Source organism: Actinomadura oligospora ATCC 43269 (genome assembly GCF_000518265.1).
GTDB lineage: Bacteria > Actinomycetota > Actinomycetes > Streptosporangiales > Streptosporangiaceae > Spirillospora > Spirillospora oligospora.
Map to the genome: position 1 here is coordinate 176,467 of NZ_JADG01000007.1, position 16,784 is coordinate 193,250.

Below are 16,784 nucleotides of genomic sequence, written 5' to 3' on the forward strand. Positions count from 1 at the left end.
CCGCGCCCTTTACTCCCGTCCCCCCTTCCGGGACGGAAGGTCATCGGGCGGACATCGCCAACTGGTGATCATCCAGGTGAGACGGGGTATACCTTCCCTGGTCCGTCGCGGGTTGGGGGGAGCGGTGCCGCGATGCTGAAGCGCGTCCGGCAGGCGTACGCCTCGATCGGCTCGTTCGGGAGCGAGGCGACGCCCTTCTACGGGCTCTCGGCCGCCCTCGCGGTGACCGCGCCGCTGATCGCCGGGGTGATGACCCACCGCGCCGCGACGGGCGCGATGATCGCCCTGGGCGCGTTCCTGGTGGCGCAGCGCGCGCCCGAGGGGCCGTACGGCGCGCAGGCCCGCAACCTCGGCAGCGCGGTCATGCTGGTGGCGGTCGGCTCGGCCCTCGGCGGGCTGCTCAGCGGGCACGTCTGGCTGTCGGTCGTGGTCGTCCCGCCGGTGGTGGCGCTCGGGTCGGCGGTGCCCTGGATCGGCTCGACGGCGGGCCTGGCGGTGCTGCTGGCGGCCGTCCGGCCGCACCCCGACGACGTCGTGTACATCGGGTTCCTGGAACTGCTCGGCGGCGTGCTGTTCTGCGTGATCGTGCTGGCGCCCTGGCCCGCGCGGCGGCTGCGTCCGCTGCGGGACGCCCTCTCGGACGCGGCGGACGAGGTCGCCGGGGCGCTCGACGCGGTCGCCCAGGAGATCGGCACCCCCGACGCCGCCGCCCTGGACGCCGTCCAGATCACCAATCCGGACCTCGCCGCCGTCGTCCACACCGTCGACTGGGAGGAGCAGCGCCGCTCCGCCGCCGAGGCCCTGACCGAGGCGCGCGGAACCTACGCCATGTACCGGACGGGCCGCGGCCAGGACGAGCCGACACGTCCGGAACGCCTGCTGGACGCGCTGTCCCGCATCCTGCACGAGACCGTCGCGCTGCGCGCCCTCGTCGAGGCCGAGCGGGGCCGCCCGCCGGACCGCAACCGCGAGTGGGAGCTGGACGCGCACGTCGCGATCTCCGCGTTGGCCGCCCGCCTGCGGCTGCTGTCGGGCGCGGTCCGCACCGCCGGGGAGTCCCCGCTGGGCGCGCCGCTCGGCGACCTGGACTCGGCCGCGATCCGGCGGCTGGCCCGGCAGAGCGACCGGATCCGCCGGGCGGGCAAGACCGGGGAGGAGGACATGGTCGCGGTCGCGCTGACCGACCAGATCCTGCGGTCCATCGACCGGATCGCGGGCGCCGTGGACTCCGCGCGGCGGCTGGTCAAGGCCGGGCTGCGGCTCGGGTTCGGGCCGCCGCAGCTCCCGACGCCGGACCCGGTGTCGCTGTGGGACCGGATCAGCCGGGCCGTCCGCACCCGGTCGCCGACGTTCCGGCAGGTCGCGCGGATCTCCGTCACCGCGTTCGTGGCCATGTCGATCTCGGCCGTGATGAAGCTGAACCACGGGCAGTGGATGGTGATCACCGCGATGCTCAGCCTGCGCGGCACCTACGGCGAGACGATCGACCGGGTCATCGAGCGCGTGATCGGCACCGCGTTCGGAGCGGTGATCGCGGCGGTGCTGCTCGGCTTCGCCCCGGACCCGCTCACCGTCGCGTACTTCGTGTTCCCGCTGGCCCTGGTCGCGTTCACGGTGCGGGACATCGCGATCACCTACTGGTTCCTGTTCGGCACGCCGCTGGGCCTGATGCTGCTGGACTTCTCCACGCCGTCCAACTGGGTGGCCGCCGCGGAGCGAATCGGGCTCACCCTGTTCGGCGGGGTCCTGACCGTGCTGGCCGTCCGGCTGCTCTGGCCGACGGGGCACCTCGAGCGGCTTCCGCGCCAGCTGCGCGAGCTGCTCCGCATGCACGCCGACCTGGTCCGGGCGACCGCCGAGGTGGTCGTCGGGGAGCGCGAGCAGCTGCCGCACGAGAAGATCGTCACCGCCGAGGAGAGCGCCGAGGAGGTCTCCGAGACGCGCACCATGCTCGGCCGCGAGCGGGTCCCCGACGAGCGGCGGATCCGCGAGCTGCGCGGCGCGATCGCCGCCGCGCACAGGATCCGCGACCACCTCATCGCGGTCGGCCGGATGACCCGCGAGCAGGAGGTCGACGTCGGGCCCGTCCCGGAGATCCTGGACCGGATCGCCGACCTGCTGGAGGAGTCGGCCGCGTTGATGGCCGACCCGCCGCCCGATCCCGCCGCGGCCGAGGGGCCGTCCACCGAGGAGCGGCTGGACGAGGAGTTCTCCGATCTCGACGACCACCTGGCCACGATCGCCAGGCGCCGCCGCGAGGAGGTCAAGGGCGGCGTCGGGCCGGACACGTTCACGCCGCTCCGGCACACCCTGCTGGAGGTCTCCGGCACCCGCTACGCGCTGCGGTCCCTGCGCCGCGACACCGACGCGCTGGTCGACAGCGCGCGGAAGGCCGTCCTGCCGGACGAGCCCAGGCCGTCCCCGGCCCCCGGTCCCGAGGCCGAGCCCGAGCCGGACGACCGGCTCCAGGAGTCCCGGTAGCCGAAGATCAGCCTTCGGGACGCTGTAGCCGAAACCAGCTCTTCGGGGCGCGGTGGCCGGAGGTCAGCTCTTCGGGTCGCGGTAGACGATCAGGTCGCCGGTGCCGGGGCGGACGGCGCTCCAGGCGTCCGGCAGGCCGATGACGGCGAGCGAGCAGGTGGGGAAGCCCATCGGCGCCTCGTCCGGGGCCAGGTCGTGGACGAGCCGGTGCACCGAGGGGTTGTGGCCGACGAGCAGCAGCGTGCCCACCTCGTCGCCGGTCTCCCGGACGAGCCCGAGCAGCTCGTCGGCGTCGTTGGCGTAGATCAGCGGCTCGTACCGGACGCCGGCGTCGATCTTCAGTTCGCCGAGGGTCTGCCGGGTGCGGACGGCGGGCGAGCAGAGCACCAGGCCGGGCGCGCGGCCGTGGGCGCGGAGCCAGTCTCCGGCGGCGGACGCGTCGCGCCGTCCCCGCCCGGTGAGCTCCCGGTCGGCGTCGGCCTTCCCGAAGCCGTCCTCGGTCTTGGCGTGCCGGAGCACGATCAGCGTGGGCATCCCCGGGGTCCTACGGCGCGACCAGGTAGGCGAGCAGGAAGAGCACGCCGATGATCGCCAGCATCCCGACGAGGACGAGGGTGAACCCCTTCGGGCCGGACAGGGTGGACTTCTCGCCGCTCAAGGCCGCGCCTCCCGCGTTTCGATGTGGTGTCGTACAAGCGTACGGCCGGACCCCCGTGCCCCGGATCCAGGGCCATGCCACACCCCCGGTCCGACGGCAGAACCGCCCACCCGGCGGCCGAACACGACCAGCCCGCCCAGTCGGCGGGACATGACGCGCCCCCGTCCGGACGGGCCGGACGGGGGCGCGATGCGAGCCTCAGCGAGGCGGGCTCCAGGGGAGCCGTCCTCGCGACGGGCGGGCGCGAGTGGGGCTCAGTGGGTCACTCCTTCGTGGTGGGGTCGGCGGTGCGGGTCGTGCCGTTGGCCTCGGCCACGGTGGCCTCCCCGCCCGCGGTGACCGTCTCGGCCGAGGGCGCCCCGCCCGGCGGCGGAAGCGGCTTGGACACGGCGGTCTCGACGGGCTCCTCGGCCTCGGCCTCGGCCATCTCGCCGATCGGGTCGGCGCGGCGCTTGGAGATGACGATCGCCGCCACGACCACGGCGATCGCGACGAGCGCGACGACGACGCGCAGCCAGGTGTTCCCGGCGTAGCGGACCACGGCGTCGGCGACCAGCAGCGCGACCAGGTTCATCACCTTGATCAGCGGGTTGATCGCGGGGCCCGCGGTGTCCTTGAACGGGTCGCCGACGGTGTCGCCGATCACGGTCGCGGCGTGCGCCTCGGAGCCCTTGCCGCCGAGCTTGCCCTCCTCGACCAGCTTCTTGGCGTTGTCCCACGCGCCGCCGGAGTTGGAGAGGAACACCGCCATCAGCACCCCGGCCGCGATCGCGCCGCCCAGGTAGGCGCCGAGCGGGGCGTAGCCGAGCGCGAACCCGACCGCGATCGGGGTCATGATCGCCAGCAGCCCGGGAGTGGCGAGCTCGCGCTGCGCGTCCTGGGTGCAGATCGACACGACCCGGTCGTAGTCGGGCTCCTCGGTGCCGTCCATGATCCCCGGACGGGTCCGGAACTGGTTGCGGACCTCGACCACGACGCGTCCGGCCGCCCGGCCGACCGCCATGATCGCCAGGCCCGCGAACAGGAACACCACGGCCGCGCCGATCACCAGGCCGATCAGCACGTTCGGGTTGTCGATCGACAGCGAGAACACCTTGAAGTCGCCGAGCGCGTCCTTCGCCGAGGGCGAGGCGTGCCCGAGCGCGTTCACCACGGTCGTCCGGAACGAGCCGAACAGCGCGGTCGCGGCGAGGACGGCGGTCGCGATCGCGATGCCCTTGGTGATCGCCTTGGTGGTGTTGCCGACCGCGTCCAGCCGCTCCAGCACCGCGGCGGCCTCGCCCTGGACGTCGCCGGACATCTCGGCGATGCCCTGCGCGTTGTCGGAGACCGGGCCGAAGGTGTCCATGGACACGATCACGCCGACCGTGGTGAGCAGGCCCGTTCCGGCCATCGCCACGGCGAACAGCGCGACCGTGGTGTTGCCGAAGCCGAGCAGGAACGCGCCGTAGACGGCGCCGGCGATCACCAGGGCGGTGTAGACGGCCGACTCCAGGCCGAGCGAGATCCCGGAGAGGATCACGGTCGCGGGGCCGGTGCGGGCACTTCCGGTCACCTCCTTGACCGGCTTGCGGTTGGTCTCGGTGAAGTAGCCGGTGAGCAGCTGGATCGCGCTGGCCAGCAGGATCCCGATCAGGACGGCTCCGAGCGCGACCCAGCGCGGGTCGGCGTCCAGGCCCTGGATCTTGGGGTCGGTGACGCCGTGCAGGTCGGCGAACGAGGACGGCAGGTAGGCGAAGGCCGCGATCGCGACCAGCACGGCCGAGAAGATCGCGGAGATGAAGAACCCGCGGTTGATCGCCGACATCCCGGACCGGTCGGACGCGCGCGGCGCGACCGCGAAGATCCCGACCACCGCGGTGATCACGCCGATCATCGGGACGATCAGCGGGAAGACCAGGCCCTCGTTGCCGAACGCGTTGGTGCCGAGGATGAGCGCGGCGACCAGCATGACCGCGTACGACTCGAACAGGTCGGCGGCCATCCCGGCGCAGTCGCCGACGTTGTCGCCCACGTTGTCGGCGATCGTCGCGGCGTTGCGCGGGTCGTCCTCGGGGATGCCCTGCTCGACCTTGCCGACCAGGTCGGCGCCGACGTCGGCGGCCTTGGTGAAGATGCCGCCGCCGACCCGCATGAACATGGCGAGCAGCGCGGCGCCGAAGCCGAAGCCCTCGAGCACCTTCGGCGCCTCGCCCTTGTAGGCGAGGACGACCACGGCGGCGCCGAACAGGCCGAGCCCGACGGTGAACATGCCCGCGACGCCGCCGGTGCGGAAGGCGATGCGCATGGCCTTGCGCTCGCCGCCCTCGGCGTCCCGGGCGGCGGCGGCGACGCGCACGTTGCCGCGCACCGCCAGCCACATGCCGGTGAACCCGGTGACCGCCGAGAACAGCGCCCCGACGACGAAGAAGACCGACCGGCCGATCCGCTCGCCCGTGCTGTCGGCGGGCAGCAGGAGCAGCAGGAACGGGATGACGACAACGAAGATGGCGACCGTGCGGAACTGGCGTTTCAGGTAGGCGAGCGCGCCGACCTGGACGGCCCGCGCGATGGACTGCATCTTCTCGGTGCCCTGGCCCGCGGCCAGGACCTCCCGTACCAGTCCTGCGGCGACGGCCAGTGCCAGCAGCGCGACCACGGCGACGACGACCACCAAAGTGAGGTCACCGCCGCCGAGACTGACGTCCGCGGCTTTCGCAACGGCCGGGCTTGACAGGGAAAGCCCAGACATCCGTCCTCCTCGACAGGGGCGTGGCGATCCGGATCGTCCAAACGGACGATCTTTACCGCGTACCCCGCGAGCGGCCGGTTCAATGTCTCCGAGGAGGGACGGGCCCCCTGCACCCCTCGGCGGCAACGCCGAATCAGTCACTGCGCACGGCTACGCGGGTGCCGGGAGTGTACGCAGGTGGCGACGGGTTTGAGAAGACCGTCCGGGACCTCCCGGAGGCGGACTGGAATGGCAATACCCGAGGGCCCGGGTTTTGCTCGCGTCCGCCCCGGTCCGTCCGTCCGGGCTGGTCAGACAGGGTAAGCTTTCTCTTACCTCATAGCCATAATCGCGTCACGCCATCCCCGCGGACCCCACGCTTCCCAGTTATAGACATCCGTAATTGGTAAATGGACTCCGGCCGTTATCCGAACGGCGCGAAGATCGACGAGAGAACGATCTCATAACCGTTCCTCCCACACGCACCAGTGACACCCCGGATCACTTCTGTCCCGAATTCGGCAGGCGCACCGTGACGCGAAGGCCACCGCCCGGATTCGGCGACGCGACCGCCGTCCCGCCGTGCGCGCCCGCCACCGCGCGGACGATCGACAGCCCGAGGCCGCTGCCCCGGTCCGACCGCACCCGCTCCGCGCCCAGCCGCCGGAACGGCTCGAAGATCGTCTCGGTCTCGTAGGCCGGGACGACCGGCCCGGTGTTGGTCACCGTCAGCTCCGTCCAGCCGTCGTGCACGCCGGTCATCACCCGGCACGTCCCGCCGCGGTGGTTGTGCCGGACGGCGTTCTCCACCAGGTTCTGGACGAGCCGTTCGAGCAGCACCGGATCACCGGCCGTCGGCGCCGGGGCGAACTCGCCCCGCACCGTGACGTCCCGGTCGGCCGCCTCGCCGTTCTCCGCCGCCGCGAGGTCCACCACGTGCCGGGCGACGTCGGCGAGGTCCAGCGGAATCCGCTCGGTCACCTCGTTCTCGCCGCCCGCGAGGGTGAGCAGCCCGTCGATCAGCCGCTCGTGCCGCTCGTTCACCACCAGCAGCGACTCGCCCAGCCGCCGGACGTCCTCGGACGCGCCGCGCCGCCGCACCGCGACGTCCACGAGGGTCCGGTTGATCGCGAGCGGGGTGCGCAGCTCGTGCGAGGCGTTCGCCACGAACCGGCGCTGCCCGTCGAACGACCTGGACAGCCGTCCGAGCATCGTGTCGAAGGTGTCGGCCAGCTCGCGCACCTCGTCGCGCGGCCCGTCGTAGCCGATCCGCTCGGTCAGGTCGTGGCTGCGCGCGACCCGCCGCGCCGTCTCGGTGATCCGCTGGACGGGCCGCAGCGCCCGGTCGGCCATCAGCCAGCCGAGCCCGAGCGCCGCCAGCGCCACCAGGCCGAGCGCGATCGCCCCCTGCGTCAGCACCGAGTCGAGCGTCGCCTTCTGGAAGTCGTCCGCCGCGCCGCCGACCCGCTGCCGCTGGATCAGGTAGGCCGCCTTCACGCTGGTGCCATCCTTGGGGCCGACCGTGCCGATCGCGGTCAGCGGTCCTCCGCCGACCCTGACCGGCCCCTTCGGCTGGTTCCGCGTCTTGGCGGTCACCACCGGGGACTGCATGAGCGCCAGCGGATCAGGCGTCCGGCCCGTCGGGGCCTGCAGGAGCCGCAGCGGGTCCGGCGTCCCGCCCGGCATCGGCGTGCCGTCCAGCGCCTGCGAGGACATGACGACCTGGTTCACCAGCTGCCCGCGCGGCCCCTGGAGGCTGTTCTGGACGAGCACGTAGGTCAGCGTGAGCAGGACGATCCCCGCCGCGACGAACATGCCCCCGTACAGCAGGGCCAGCCGCGCCCGGATCGTCGCCCTCATGCGGATGGTCGGCTTCATGGGATCCGGTACCCCACTCCCGGGATGGTCTCGATGACGGCCGGCTCCCCGAGCTTGCGCCGCAACTTCATCAGGGTCACCCGGACGGTGTTGGTGAACGGGTCGGTGTGCTCGTCCCACACCTTCTCCAGCAGGCGCTCGGCGGACACGACCGTGCCGTTCGCGCGCAGCAGCTCGGCGAGCACCGCGAACTCCTTGCGCGCCAGGTGGACGTACCGGCCGTCCCGGAACACCTCGTGGTGGGACGGGTCGAGACGGATCCCCGCGCGCTCGAACGTCGGCGGGTCGGCGGGCCGGGCGCGCCGGCCCAACGCGTACACGCGCGCGAGCAGTTCCTCGAACGCGAACGGTTTCGGCAGATAGTCGTCCGCGCCGAGGCTCAGCCCCTCGACCCGTGCGGGCACCGACGACGCCGCGGTCAGCATCAGCACCCGCACGTGCGCGTCCGACCCCGCGACCGCCCGGCACACCTCGTCGCCGTGCACGACCGGCAGGTCCCGGTCGAGCAGCAGCACGTCGTAGTCGTTCACGCCGAGCCGCTCCAGCGCGGCGTCCCCGTCGTACACCACGTCCACCGCGATCGCCTCGGCGCGCAATCCCTCCGCGATCGAGTCGGCGAGCATCCGCTCGTCCTCGGCCACCAGCACCCGCACAGTCCCACCCTCCCCGTCAGCGGCACCGCCGCGTCCTCGGACGAGCCTGTTGGATCACGCGTAATGTCCGCATAACGCGATGGGGTTACGGCCGGGTTACCGGCCTCCCGCTGAACTTCTCCTCGATCGCCGGGAACCACCCGGCGCGGACAAGGAGACCACGATGCGAACCCCACGGCTCGCCGGCCTGCTGCTGGTGCCCGTTCTGGCCTTCGGCCTCACGGCCTGCGGGAACGGCGGCTCGAAGGACAAGCTCGCCACCGAGTCGGCGAAGAAGGCCGACGAGGCCACCCAGATGCGCAACTTCGCTAAGTGCATGCGCGAACACGGCGTCGACATGAAGGACCCGGACGGCAGCGGGCGGATCACCGTCATGCAGACGGCCAAGCCGGGCGCGAACGACGAGCAGGCGATGCAGGCCGCGCAGAAGGCGTGCCAGAGCCTCATGCCGAACGGCGGCAAGCCACGCCAGGCCAGCCCGCAGGACCAGGACAAGATGCGCAAGTTCGCCAAGTGCATGCGCGAGCACGGCATCGACATGCAGGACCCCGGCGCGGACGGTGGAATGAAGATCAAGAGGACCGCGCCGCCCGGCGGGGCCAAGCAGGACATCGCCGACGATCCGAAGCTCAAGGCCGCGCAGGACGCCTGCAAGCAGCTCCAGCCCGGAGGACCCAAGTGAGACGATCCCGCGCGATCGCGCTGGGCGTCCTGGCCGTGGCGGCCGTCGGCGGCGCCGGCCTCGCCACGGCCGGGCTCGGCGGCGGGGGCGGGTCCGGGTCGTCCGGCGGGCCGAAGGTGCCCGCGACCGCCGCCGTCGAGCGGACGACGCTGACCGAGACGCAGAAGGTCGACGGCACCCTCGGCTACGGCGACACGACCGCGCTGTCGGCCGCCTCCGGCGGCTCGGGCGGCTCGGGCAAGGGGGGTGGGGGATCGTCCAGCGGGACGATCACCTGGCTGCCGTCCGCGGGCACGAAGATCGGACGCGGCGAGCCCGCCTACCGGGTGGACAACCGTCCGGTGCCGCTGCTGTACGGCCGGATGCCGCTCTACCGCACTCTCAAGGACGGCGTCTCGGGCACGGACGTCCTCCAGTTCGAACGCAACCTCGCCGCGCTCGGCTACAGCGGCTTCGACGTGGACAAGGAGTACTCCTCGGCCACCGCCACCGCCGTCAAGGAGTGGCAGGAGGACCTGGGCATGGAGGAGACCGGCCAGGTCGCGCCCGGATCCGTCGTCGTCGCGCGGGACGAGATCCGCGTCGCCGAGCGCCGCGCGCAGGCCGGCGACCGCGCGAGCGGTCAGCTGCTCACCTACACCGGCACCACGCGCGTCGTCACCGTCAACCTGGACGTCAAGTACCAGAAGCTCGCCAAGGCCGGCGCGGGCGTCACCATCGACCTGCCCGACGGCGGCTCCACCAAGGGGACGATCAGCTCGGTCGGCAAGGTCGCCACCCAGGCCAAGGCCGACGATCCGACCACGGTCAAGGTCACCGTCGAGATCGGCCGGCAGCGCGCCCTCGGCTCCTACGACAAGGCCCCCGTGGACGTCTACCTCACCGCGTCGAAGCACGCGTCCGTGCTGGCCGTCCCGGTCGGCGCGCTCGTCGCGCTGCCGGGCGGCGGCTACGGCGTCCAGGTCGTGCCCGGCGCGTCCGCCCCCGTCCGGACCGTCAAGGTGGACACCGGCGTGTTCGCCCAGGGCAAGGTCGAGGTCACCGGCTCCGGCGTCACCGAGGGCACGAAGGTCGTGGTGCCCACGTGAACCTCCACGACGAGACCCTCCCGTCCACCGCGACGCGTCCCGAGAAGGTCATCTCGGACACGGACGCGACCCACTCGCCGGACGGCCCGGCCCCCGCCTCCGAGGGGCCGGACTTCGCGGTGGTCGAGTTGCGCGAGGTCACCAAGTCCTATCCCGGCGACGTGACCGCCCTGGACGCCGTGTCACTGACGATCTCGCCGGGCGAGTTCGTCGCCGTGGTCGGACCGTCCGGGTCGGGCAAGTCCACGATGCTGAACCTGCTCGGCACGCTCGACGGTCCCTCGACCGGGACGGTCCTGTTCGAGGGCCAGGACGTGTCCCGCCTCTCGGACCGGCGGCTGTCGACGCTGCGCGCGCGCCGCATCGGGTTCGTGTTCCAGCAGTTCCACCTGGCAGCGGGCGTCTCCGCCGTGGACAACGTCGCGGACGGCCTGCTGTACGCGGGCGTCCCGATCTCCCGCCGACGCGCACGCGCGCGCGAGGCGCTGGAACGCGTCGGCCTCGGACACCGGCTCGGGCACCGTCCGCACCAGCTGTCCGGGGGCGAGAAGCAACGCGTCGCGATCGCCCGCGCCGTCGTCGGCGACCCTGGGCTGCTACTCGCGGACGAGCCGACCGGCGCCCTCGACACCGCGTCCGGCACGGTCGTCCTGAACCTGCTGCGCGAGCTCTCCGGAGGCGGCACCACCGTCGTCCTCATCACCCACGACCGCGACATCGCCGCCCAGATCCCCCGCAACGTCACCATGCGGGACGGGCGCGTCGTCTCCGACACCGCGGAGTCCCCCGCATGACCGCCGCCGACGCCCCCTCGGGCCGCGGCCTGCGCCGCCTGGAGCGAAGAGCGAAACAACCAAAACGCGAGCAGCGGCCGAACCGCGACCAACGGCCCGAACACGAGCAGCCGCCCAACCGCGAGCAACGGTCCGAACGCGAACGGCGATCGAAGCGCGGCCGGCGCGTGGACCGGGCCGGACGCCTCGGCGCACGGGACGTCCTGCGCGTCGGAGCGGCCGGACTGCGGTCGCGCCCCCTTCGCGTCGTCCTCTCCGCACTGGGCATCGCCATCGGCATCGCCGCCATGATCGGCGTCGTCGGGATCTCCACGTCCAGCCGGGCGCAGCTCCAGGCCACCCTCGACCGCCTCGGCACCAACCTGCTGACGGTCACCCCCGGCCGCGACTTCTTCGGCAGCAACGCGCAGCTCCCGTTCACCGCGCCGGGCATGATCGCGCGGATGCCCGACGTGGAGTCCGCCGCCGCCACCGGCAAGCTCAGCGACACGCACGTCTACCGCAACGACCACATGGACCCCAACGAGACCGGAGGGATCTCCGTCATGGCGGCCGACCTGCGGCTCCCGGGCACGATCGGTCTCACCCTGCGCTCCGGATCCTGGTTGAACGCCGCGACCGGCCGCTACCCGGCCGTCGTCCTCGGCTCCGCCGCCGCCGACCGGCTCGGCGTCGCCGGCGCGGGCGGCCAGGTGTGGCTCGGCGGACGCTGGTTCACCGTCGTCGGCGTCCTCGCCCCGAACGCGCTCGCGCCCGAACTGGACTCGTCCGCGCTGGTCGGCTGGGACGCCGCGGTCTCCCGGCTCGGCTTCGACGGGCACGCCACCACGGTCTACACGCGGACCGCCAAGAAGTCCGTCGAACGCGTCCGGGACCTGCTCGCCGCGACCGCCAACCCGGAGTCGCCGAACGAGATCGAGGTGTCCCGGCCGTCGGACGCGCTGGCCGCCGAGCACGCCGCGAACCAGACCTTCACCGCGCTGCTGCTCGGACTCGGCGGCGTCGCGCTGCTGGTCGGCGGCGTCGGGGTCGCGAACACGATGGTCATCTCCGTCCTGGAACGCCGCGCCGAGATCGGCCTGCGCCGCGCCCTCGGGGCCACCCGGGGCCAGATCCGGCTCCAGTTCCTCACCGAGTCGCAGCTGCTGGCGGCCCTCGGCGGGCTCGGCGGCGTGGCACTCGGCGCGCTCGTCACCTTCGGCTTCGCGGTCGCGCAGGGCTGGCCCACGGTCGTCCCACCCTGGGCCATGGCGGGCGGACTGGCCGCCACCCTCCTCATCGGCGCCGTCGCGGGCCTCTATCCCGCGCTCCGGGCCGCCCGCCTCCCCCCGACGGAGGCCCTGACCAGCCCCTGAGGCGACGCCCGCCCGAAGCCCCGCACACGACGACTCACGCACGACGACCGGCACAAGCCGACCGGGCCGCACGACGACCGGCGCATAACGACCGGCACATGCCGACCGGCGCACGACGGCTCGGCGCGACGAAAGGCCCCGTCCCTCGGGTGAGGGCGGGGCCTTGTCGCATGACGTCGCGCGACCGGCTCGGGGGGTCGCCGGTCAGGTCGCCGGAGGCGCGGGCCGGTCGGCCGGCCAGCTCATCCGGATCTGGACGCCCTTGGGGGTGTTCGAGATCTCCACGTCATCGGCCAGCCCGGCGATGACGGCGAGACCCAGATCGGCGTCCCCGGCCAGGGCCAGGGCCGGGAGGTCGTCCGGCCGCGGCGCCGAGGGAGGTCCGCCCTCCGCCTCGTCCGCCGGGACCGAGTCGCTGACGATCACCTGGAACCGGTGTGCCGTGTCGCTCAGCTCGAGCCGCACCGGTTCGTCGGGACAGTGCGCGCGGTGTGCCTCCACCGCGCGCGAGCACGCCTCCCCGACCGCCAGCCGGACCTCGTCCATGATCGCCTCGTCGACGCCGCTGCGTCGGGCCACGGCGGTCACGATCAGACGGGCCGTCCGGACGTGGACGGGGAGCGCGCTGAAAGAGAGTTCGACGGTCGCCATCTCTCTGTCAGGCCGCCTACTTGGCGCCCTTGCGCTTCTCCTCGGCCTCGGCGATCGTCTTGTGGATCCCGAAGACCTTGGTCAGCCCGGTGATGCGGAAGATCTTGAGGATGCGCTCCTGGGTGCAGACCAGCTCCAGCGAGCCGTCGTGCGCGCGCACCCGCTTCAACCCGCCGACCAGGACGCCGAGACCGGTCGAGTCGAGGAACTCCACCTTCTCCATGTCCACCAGCAGGTGGAACTTGCCCTTGTTCACCAGGTCGATCAGCTTCTCGCGAAGCTTGGGGGCCGTGTAGACGTCGATCTCGCCTTCCACGGTGATGACGGTGAGGCCGTCATCGGTGGTGTAGTCGTTCACCTTCAGGTCCACAGGTCCTCCAGCGCCGTGCAGCAAACTTGCACTCCGCACGCCCCGATCCCCCCGGACAGTCCGGTTTCGGGACGACGGAACTCCGTCGAGATTCAACCACGCTCCGCCGCCCTACAGGCAGGTTATCGCCTACTGGGACGAAACTTCGGGCCATCGCGTCTGACCTGGTGATCTGCCGGTGATGGCATGGGGAGGCCAGCCTCCGGCGGCGGGGCGTTCTCAACGTTGTCCCCCGGCTGGCACACTGAAAACCTCATGCCCGGCCAAAGATCTCCCGAGCCCCTGGACCGCCTCCTCGCCGATCCCACCCGCCGTGGGCGGATCACGCATGTCCAGAACGTCCCCGCACGTCAGGGCCGCCGCGCCCCCTGGCCGTCCTGGACCCCGCCGGAGCTGCTCGACCGTCTCGCCGCCGCCGGCATCGAGGCCCCCTGGCGCCACCAGGCCGAGGCCGCCGAACTCGCCCACGCCGGGCGCTCTGTGATCATCGCCACCGGCACCGCCTCGGGCAAGTCGCTCGCCTACCTCCTCCCGGCCCTGGCCGCCGTCCACACCGCCCCCACCATCCCCACCCCCCGCGAGGCCGCCCCCGCGCAGGTCACCGAACCCGCGCAGGCCGCCGCCCCGGGCCGAAGGCCCACAGGCGCGCTCGGACGGACCGTGGGCGAGGGGACCGTGATCTACCTGTCCCCGACGAAGGCACTCGCGGCGGACCAGCTCCGAGCCGTCCGGGCGCTCCGGCTGCCGCGGGTCCGTGCGGCCACCTACGACGGCGACACGCCACGCGACGAGCGCGGATGGGTCCGGCAGCACGCCAACTACGTGCTGACGAATCCGGACATGCTGCACCGCTCGATCCTGCCCGGCCACTCCCGCTGGTCGGGGTTCCTGCGCCGCCTCCGCTACGTGATCATCGACGAGGCGCACGGTTACCGGGGCGTGTTCGGCTCGCACGTCGCGCAGATCATCCGCCGCCTGCGCCGCGTGTGCGCCCGGTACGGGGCGTCCCCCACGTTCGTCCTGGCGTCCGCGACGACCTCCGAGCCCGCGACCGCCGCGTCCCGCCTCACCGGCCTGGACGTGATCGCCGTGGACGACGACACGTCCCCGCGCGGCCCCGCGACCTTCGCGCTGTGGGAACCGCCGCTGACCGACCTGCGCGGCGAGCAGGGCGCGCCCGTCCGCCGCACCGCCACCGCCGAGGCCGCCGACCTGCTCGCCGACCTCGTCGTCGAGAACGTCCAGACGCTGGCGTTCGTCCGGTCCCGGCGGGGAGCGGAGTCCGTCGCGCTCGGCGCCAGGCGCGCGCTCGAGGAGGCCGCGCCCGAGCTGACCGGCCGGGTCGCCGCCTACCGCGCCGGATACCTGCCCGAGGAGCGCCGCGCGCTCGAGAAGTCGCTGCGCACCCGCGAACTCGTGGGCCTCGCCAGCACGAACGCCCTCGAACTCGGCGTGGACGTTTCGGGCCTGGACGCCGTCCTGGTCTGCGGCTGGCCCGGCACCCGCGCCTCGCTCTGGCAGCAGGCCGGACGCGCCGGACGATCCGGACAGTCCGCCCTGGCCGTCCTCGTCGCCCGCGACGACCCGCTCGACACCTACCTCGTCCACCACCCCGAGGCGATCTTCGGCACCCCCGTCGAGGCCACCGTCCTGGACCCGGACAACCCCTACGTCCTCGGCCCCCACCTGTGCGCCGCCGCCGCGGAACTCCCCCTGAACGACGCCGACCTCGACCTGTTCGGCCCGACGGCCGGGGACCTGCTGCCCGACCTCGTCCGGCGCGGCATGCTCCGCCGCCGTCCCGCCGGATGGTTCTGGACGCGCCGCGACAACCCGGCCGACCTCGCCGACATCCGCGGCGCGGGCGGCGCCCCCGTCCAGGTCGTCGAACTCGCCACCGGCCGCCTCCTCGGCACCGTGGACGAGTCGTCCGCCCACACCACCGTGCACGACGGCGCCGTCTACCTCCACCAGGGCGAGTCCTTCGTCGTCCAGACCCTCGACCTGGACGACTCGGTCGCCCTCGTCGAGGCCGCCGACCCCGACTACTCGACCACCGCGCGCGACGTCACCGACATCCGGATCGTCGAGGAGCTCCGCTCCACGCCGTGGGGCGAGGCCCGCCTGCACTACGGCGCCGTCGAGGTCACCCACCAGGTCGTCGCCTACCAGATGCGCCGCCTCCAGACCGGCGAGATGCTCGGCGAGAAACCCCTCGACCTCCCGCCGCGCACCCTGCGCACCCGCGCCGTCTGGTGGACCCTCTCCGCCGACCAGGTGGACACCCTCGGCGACCTGGACCTCGCGGGCGCCGCCCACGCCGCCGAACACGCCTCCATCGGCCTCCTCCCCCTGTTCGCCACCTGCGACCGCTGGGACATCGGCGGCGTCTCCACCGCCGTCCACCCCGACACCGGCCTCCTCACCGTCTTCGTCTACGACGGCCACGAGGGCGGCGCGGGCTTCGCCGAACGCGGCTACCGCGACGCCCTCTCCTGGCTCACCGCCACCCGCGACGCCATCGCCTCCTGCGAATGCGAAACCGGCTGCCCCTCCTGCATCCAGTCCCCCAAGTGCGGCAACGGCAACGACCCCTTGGACAAACAAGGCGCCCTAACCCTCCTAGCCCACCTCCTCCCCCACCCCTAACCCCCCGCCCCACCGTGGAAAGCAACACCCGAGCGCCGCAACCCCCCAGTAACGCTCGCGCCAATCCCGCCCAAGTCCCACGCCCACGAGAACCGTGACGCGCGCCAACCAGCGCAGCAATCACAACCAACGCATCTCCCCCCAACCTCACCAGCCGCACCAACCCCTCCTGCAAAGCACCCACCCCACCACCCAGCACAGCGGGCACAGCCCCCGCGCGGGTGCCGACATAGAACGAGCTGACCTCCGCGTCCGCGAGCAACTCGCGCCGCCCCGCGCGGACGGGACGTGAGGCGCCCCCCGCCCGATCCCGCTGGGAGTCGCGCCCCCGCGCGGACGGGACGCGGGACGCACGTCGACGCCGTTCCAGTCGGTCATGCGCCGCCCCCGCGCGCGGACGGGCCCCACACATGGGGCGAGGCTGATGTGACTGCGCCGCCCCGCGCGCGGACGGGACATCGATGGTCTGGCCCACATAGGAGAAGGTGCCGCGCCGCCCCCGCGCGCGGACGGGACAGGCGCCGCAGCAGCGCAGACGGCATGCCACCCAAGTGGCACAGACCACACAACGGCGCGGTTGCTCAGCGGCGCCGTAGTTCAGACGGCACGACGGCTTGAGACACAGACGGCACGGCGATGTGCACGGCGCAGCAACGCGGCCCGCACAGCGGCACGGCTGCGTGGTGGCACGGCTGCGTGGTGGCACGGCGGCGTGGTGGCACGGCGGCGTGGTGGCACCGCAGTGGTGCAAGCACGCAGCCCTGCAGGCACGCAGCCCTGCAGGCACGCAGTGCTGGAGAAGCGCAGCGCTGGAG

12 protein-coding genes are annotated in these 16,784 nt (G+C 72.9%); 6 read left to right on the plus strand and 6 right to left on the minus strand.

The features are described from left to right. Positions 1-132: 132 nt before the first annotated feature. Positions 133-2,481, plus strand: a complete 2,349-nt coding sequence (locus P696_RS0110150; protein WP_026412260.1) for an FUSC family protein — start codon at positions 133-135, stop codon at positions 2,479-2,481. 63 nt (positions 2,482-2,544) lie between these two features. Here P696_RS0110150 and P696_RS44500 read toward each other — a convergent pair whose 3' ends face one another. The 4 genes from P696_RS44500 to P696_RS0110175 all read right to left on the minus strand — a co-directional run bounded on the left by P696_RS44500 (position 2,545) and on the right by P696_RS0110175 (position 8,380). Beyond that, positions 2,545-3,015, minus strand: coding sequence for a SixA phosphatase family protein (locus tag P696_RS44500; protein WP_026412261.1), 471 nt, complete (start codon positions 3,013-3,015; stop codon positions 2,545-2,547). 386 nt (positions 3,016-3,401) lie between these two features. Next, on the minus strand, positions 3,402-5,870 hold the full coding sequence (locus P696_RS44505; protein WP_084337189.1) for a sodium-translocating pyrophosphatase: 2,469 nt from the start codon (positions 5,868-5,870) through the stop codon (positions 3,402-3,404). 480 nt (positions 5,871-6,350) lie between these two features. Further along, positions 6,351-7,727 (minus strand): sensor histidine kinase, encoded by a 1,377-nt coding sequence (locus P696_RS0110170; RefSeq protein WP_026412262.1) that lies wholly within the window; start codon positions 7,725-7,727, stop codon positions 6,351-6,353. Next, a complete protein-coding gene (locus P696_RS0110175; protein WP_026412263.1) occupies positions 7,724-8,380 on the minus strand; it encodes a response regulator transcription factor in 657 nt (218 codons plus the stop codon). Before P696_RS0110175 ends, P696_RS0110170 begins: the two co-directional genes overlap by 4 nt. 163 nt (positions 8,381-8,543) lie before the next feature. Here P696_RS0110175 and P696_RS44510 point away from each other — a divergent pair, with 163 nt between their 5' ends. The 4 genes from P696_RS44510 to P696_RS0110195 all read left to right on the plus strand — a co-directional run bounded on the left by P696_RS44510 (position 8,544) and on the right by P696_RS0110195 (position 12,299). Further along, positions 8,544-9,062, plus strand: coding sequence for a hypothetical protein (locus P696_RS44510; RefSeq protein ID WP_051467255.1), 519 nt, complete (start codon positions 8,544-8,546; stop codon positions 9,060-9,062). After that, positions 9,059-10,150, plus strand: a complete 1,092-nt coding sequence (locus tag P696_RS0110185; protein ID WP_026412264.1) for a peptidoglycan-binding domain-containing protein — start codon at positions 9,059-9,061, stop codon at positions 10,148-10,150. Before P696_RS44510 ends, P696_RS0110185 begins: the two co-directional genes overlap by 4 nt. A 119-nt stretch (positions 10,151-10,269) precedes the next feature. After that, entirely contained in the window at positions 10,270-10,944 is a 675-nt protein-coding gene (locus P696_RS0110190) for an ABC transporter ATP-binding protein (protein WP_026412265.1), read from the plus strand. After that, on the plus strand, positions 10,941-12,299 hold the full coding sequence (locus tag P696_RS0110195; protein WP_084337191.1) for an ABC transporter permease: 1,359 nt from the start codon (positions 10,941-10,943) through the stop codon (positions 12,297-12,299). Before P696_RS0110190 ends, P696_RS0110195 begins: the two co-directional genes overlap by 4 nt. Positions 12,300-12,503: 204 nt before the next feature. Here the strand turns inward: P696_RS0110195 and P696_RS0110200 are convergent, their stop codons facing one another. Together P696_RS0110200 and P696_RS0110205 are read right to left on the minus strand one after the other, a co-directional pair. Then, a complete protein-coding gene (locus tag P696_RS0110200; RefSeq protein WP_026412267.1) occupies positions 12,504-12,950 on the minus strand; it encodes an ATP-binding protein in 447 nt (148 codons plus the stop codon). Positions 12,951-12,966: 16 nt separating this feature from the next. Continuing rightward, entirely contained in the window at positions 12,967-13,320 is a 354-nt protein-coding gene (locus P696_RS0110205; protein ID WP_026412268.1) for an STAS domain-containing protein, read from the minus strand. Between the two features lie 255 nt (positions 13,321-13,575). Between P696_RS0110205 and P696_RS0110210 the strand changes: the two genes are divergently transcribed. After that, the gene (locus tag P696_RS0110210; protein WP_084337193.1) at positions 13,576-15,969 is read left to right on the plus strand and encodes a DEAD/DEAH box helicase; all 2,394 of its coding nucleotides are present in this window, start codon (positions 13,576-13,578) and stop codon (positions 15,967-15,969) included. Positions 15,970-16,784: the final 815 nt, after the last annotated feature.

What these genes read in the sequence shown, in the direction of transcription:
- P696_RS0110150 (WP_026412260.1), top strand. Translation starts at nt 133, where the DNA reads ATGCTGAAGCGCGTCCGGCAGGCGTACGCCTCGATCGGCTCGTTCGGG.
- P696_RS44500 (WP_026412261.1), bottom strand. Translation starts at nt 3,015, where the DNA reads ATGCCCACGCTGATCGTGCTCCGGCACGCCAAGACCGAGGACGGCTTC.
- P696_RS44505 (WP_084337189.1), bottom strand. Translation starts at nt 5,870, where the DNA reads ATGTCTGGGCTTTCCCTGTCAAGCCCGGCCGTTGCGAAAGCCGCGGAC.
- P696_RS0110170 (WP_026412262.1), bottom strand. Translation starts at nt 7,727, where the DNA reads ATGAAGCCGACCATCCGCATGAGGGCGACGATCCGGGCGCGGCTGGCC.
- P696_RS44510 (WP_051467255.1), top strand. Translation starts at nt 8,544, where the DNA reads ATGCGAACCCCACGGCTCGCCGGCCTGCTGCTGGTGCCCGTTCTGGCC.
- P696_RS0110195 (WP_084337191.1), top strand. Translation starts at nt 10,941, where the DNA reads ATGACCGCCGCCGACGCCCCCTCGGGCCGCGGCCTGCGCCGCCTGGAG.
- P696_RS0110200 (WP_026412267.1), bottom strand. Translation starts at nt 12,950, where the DNA reads ATGGCGACCGTCGAACTCTCTTTCAGCGCGCTCCCCGTCCACGTCCGG.
- P696_RS0110210 (WP_084337193.1), top strand. Translation starts at nt 13,576, where the DNA reads ATGCCCGGCCAAAGATCTCCCGAGCCCCTGGACCGCCTCCTCGCCGAT.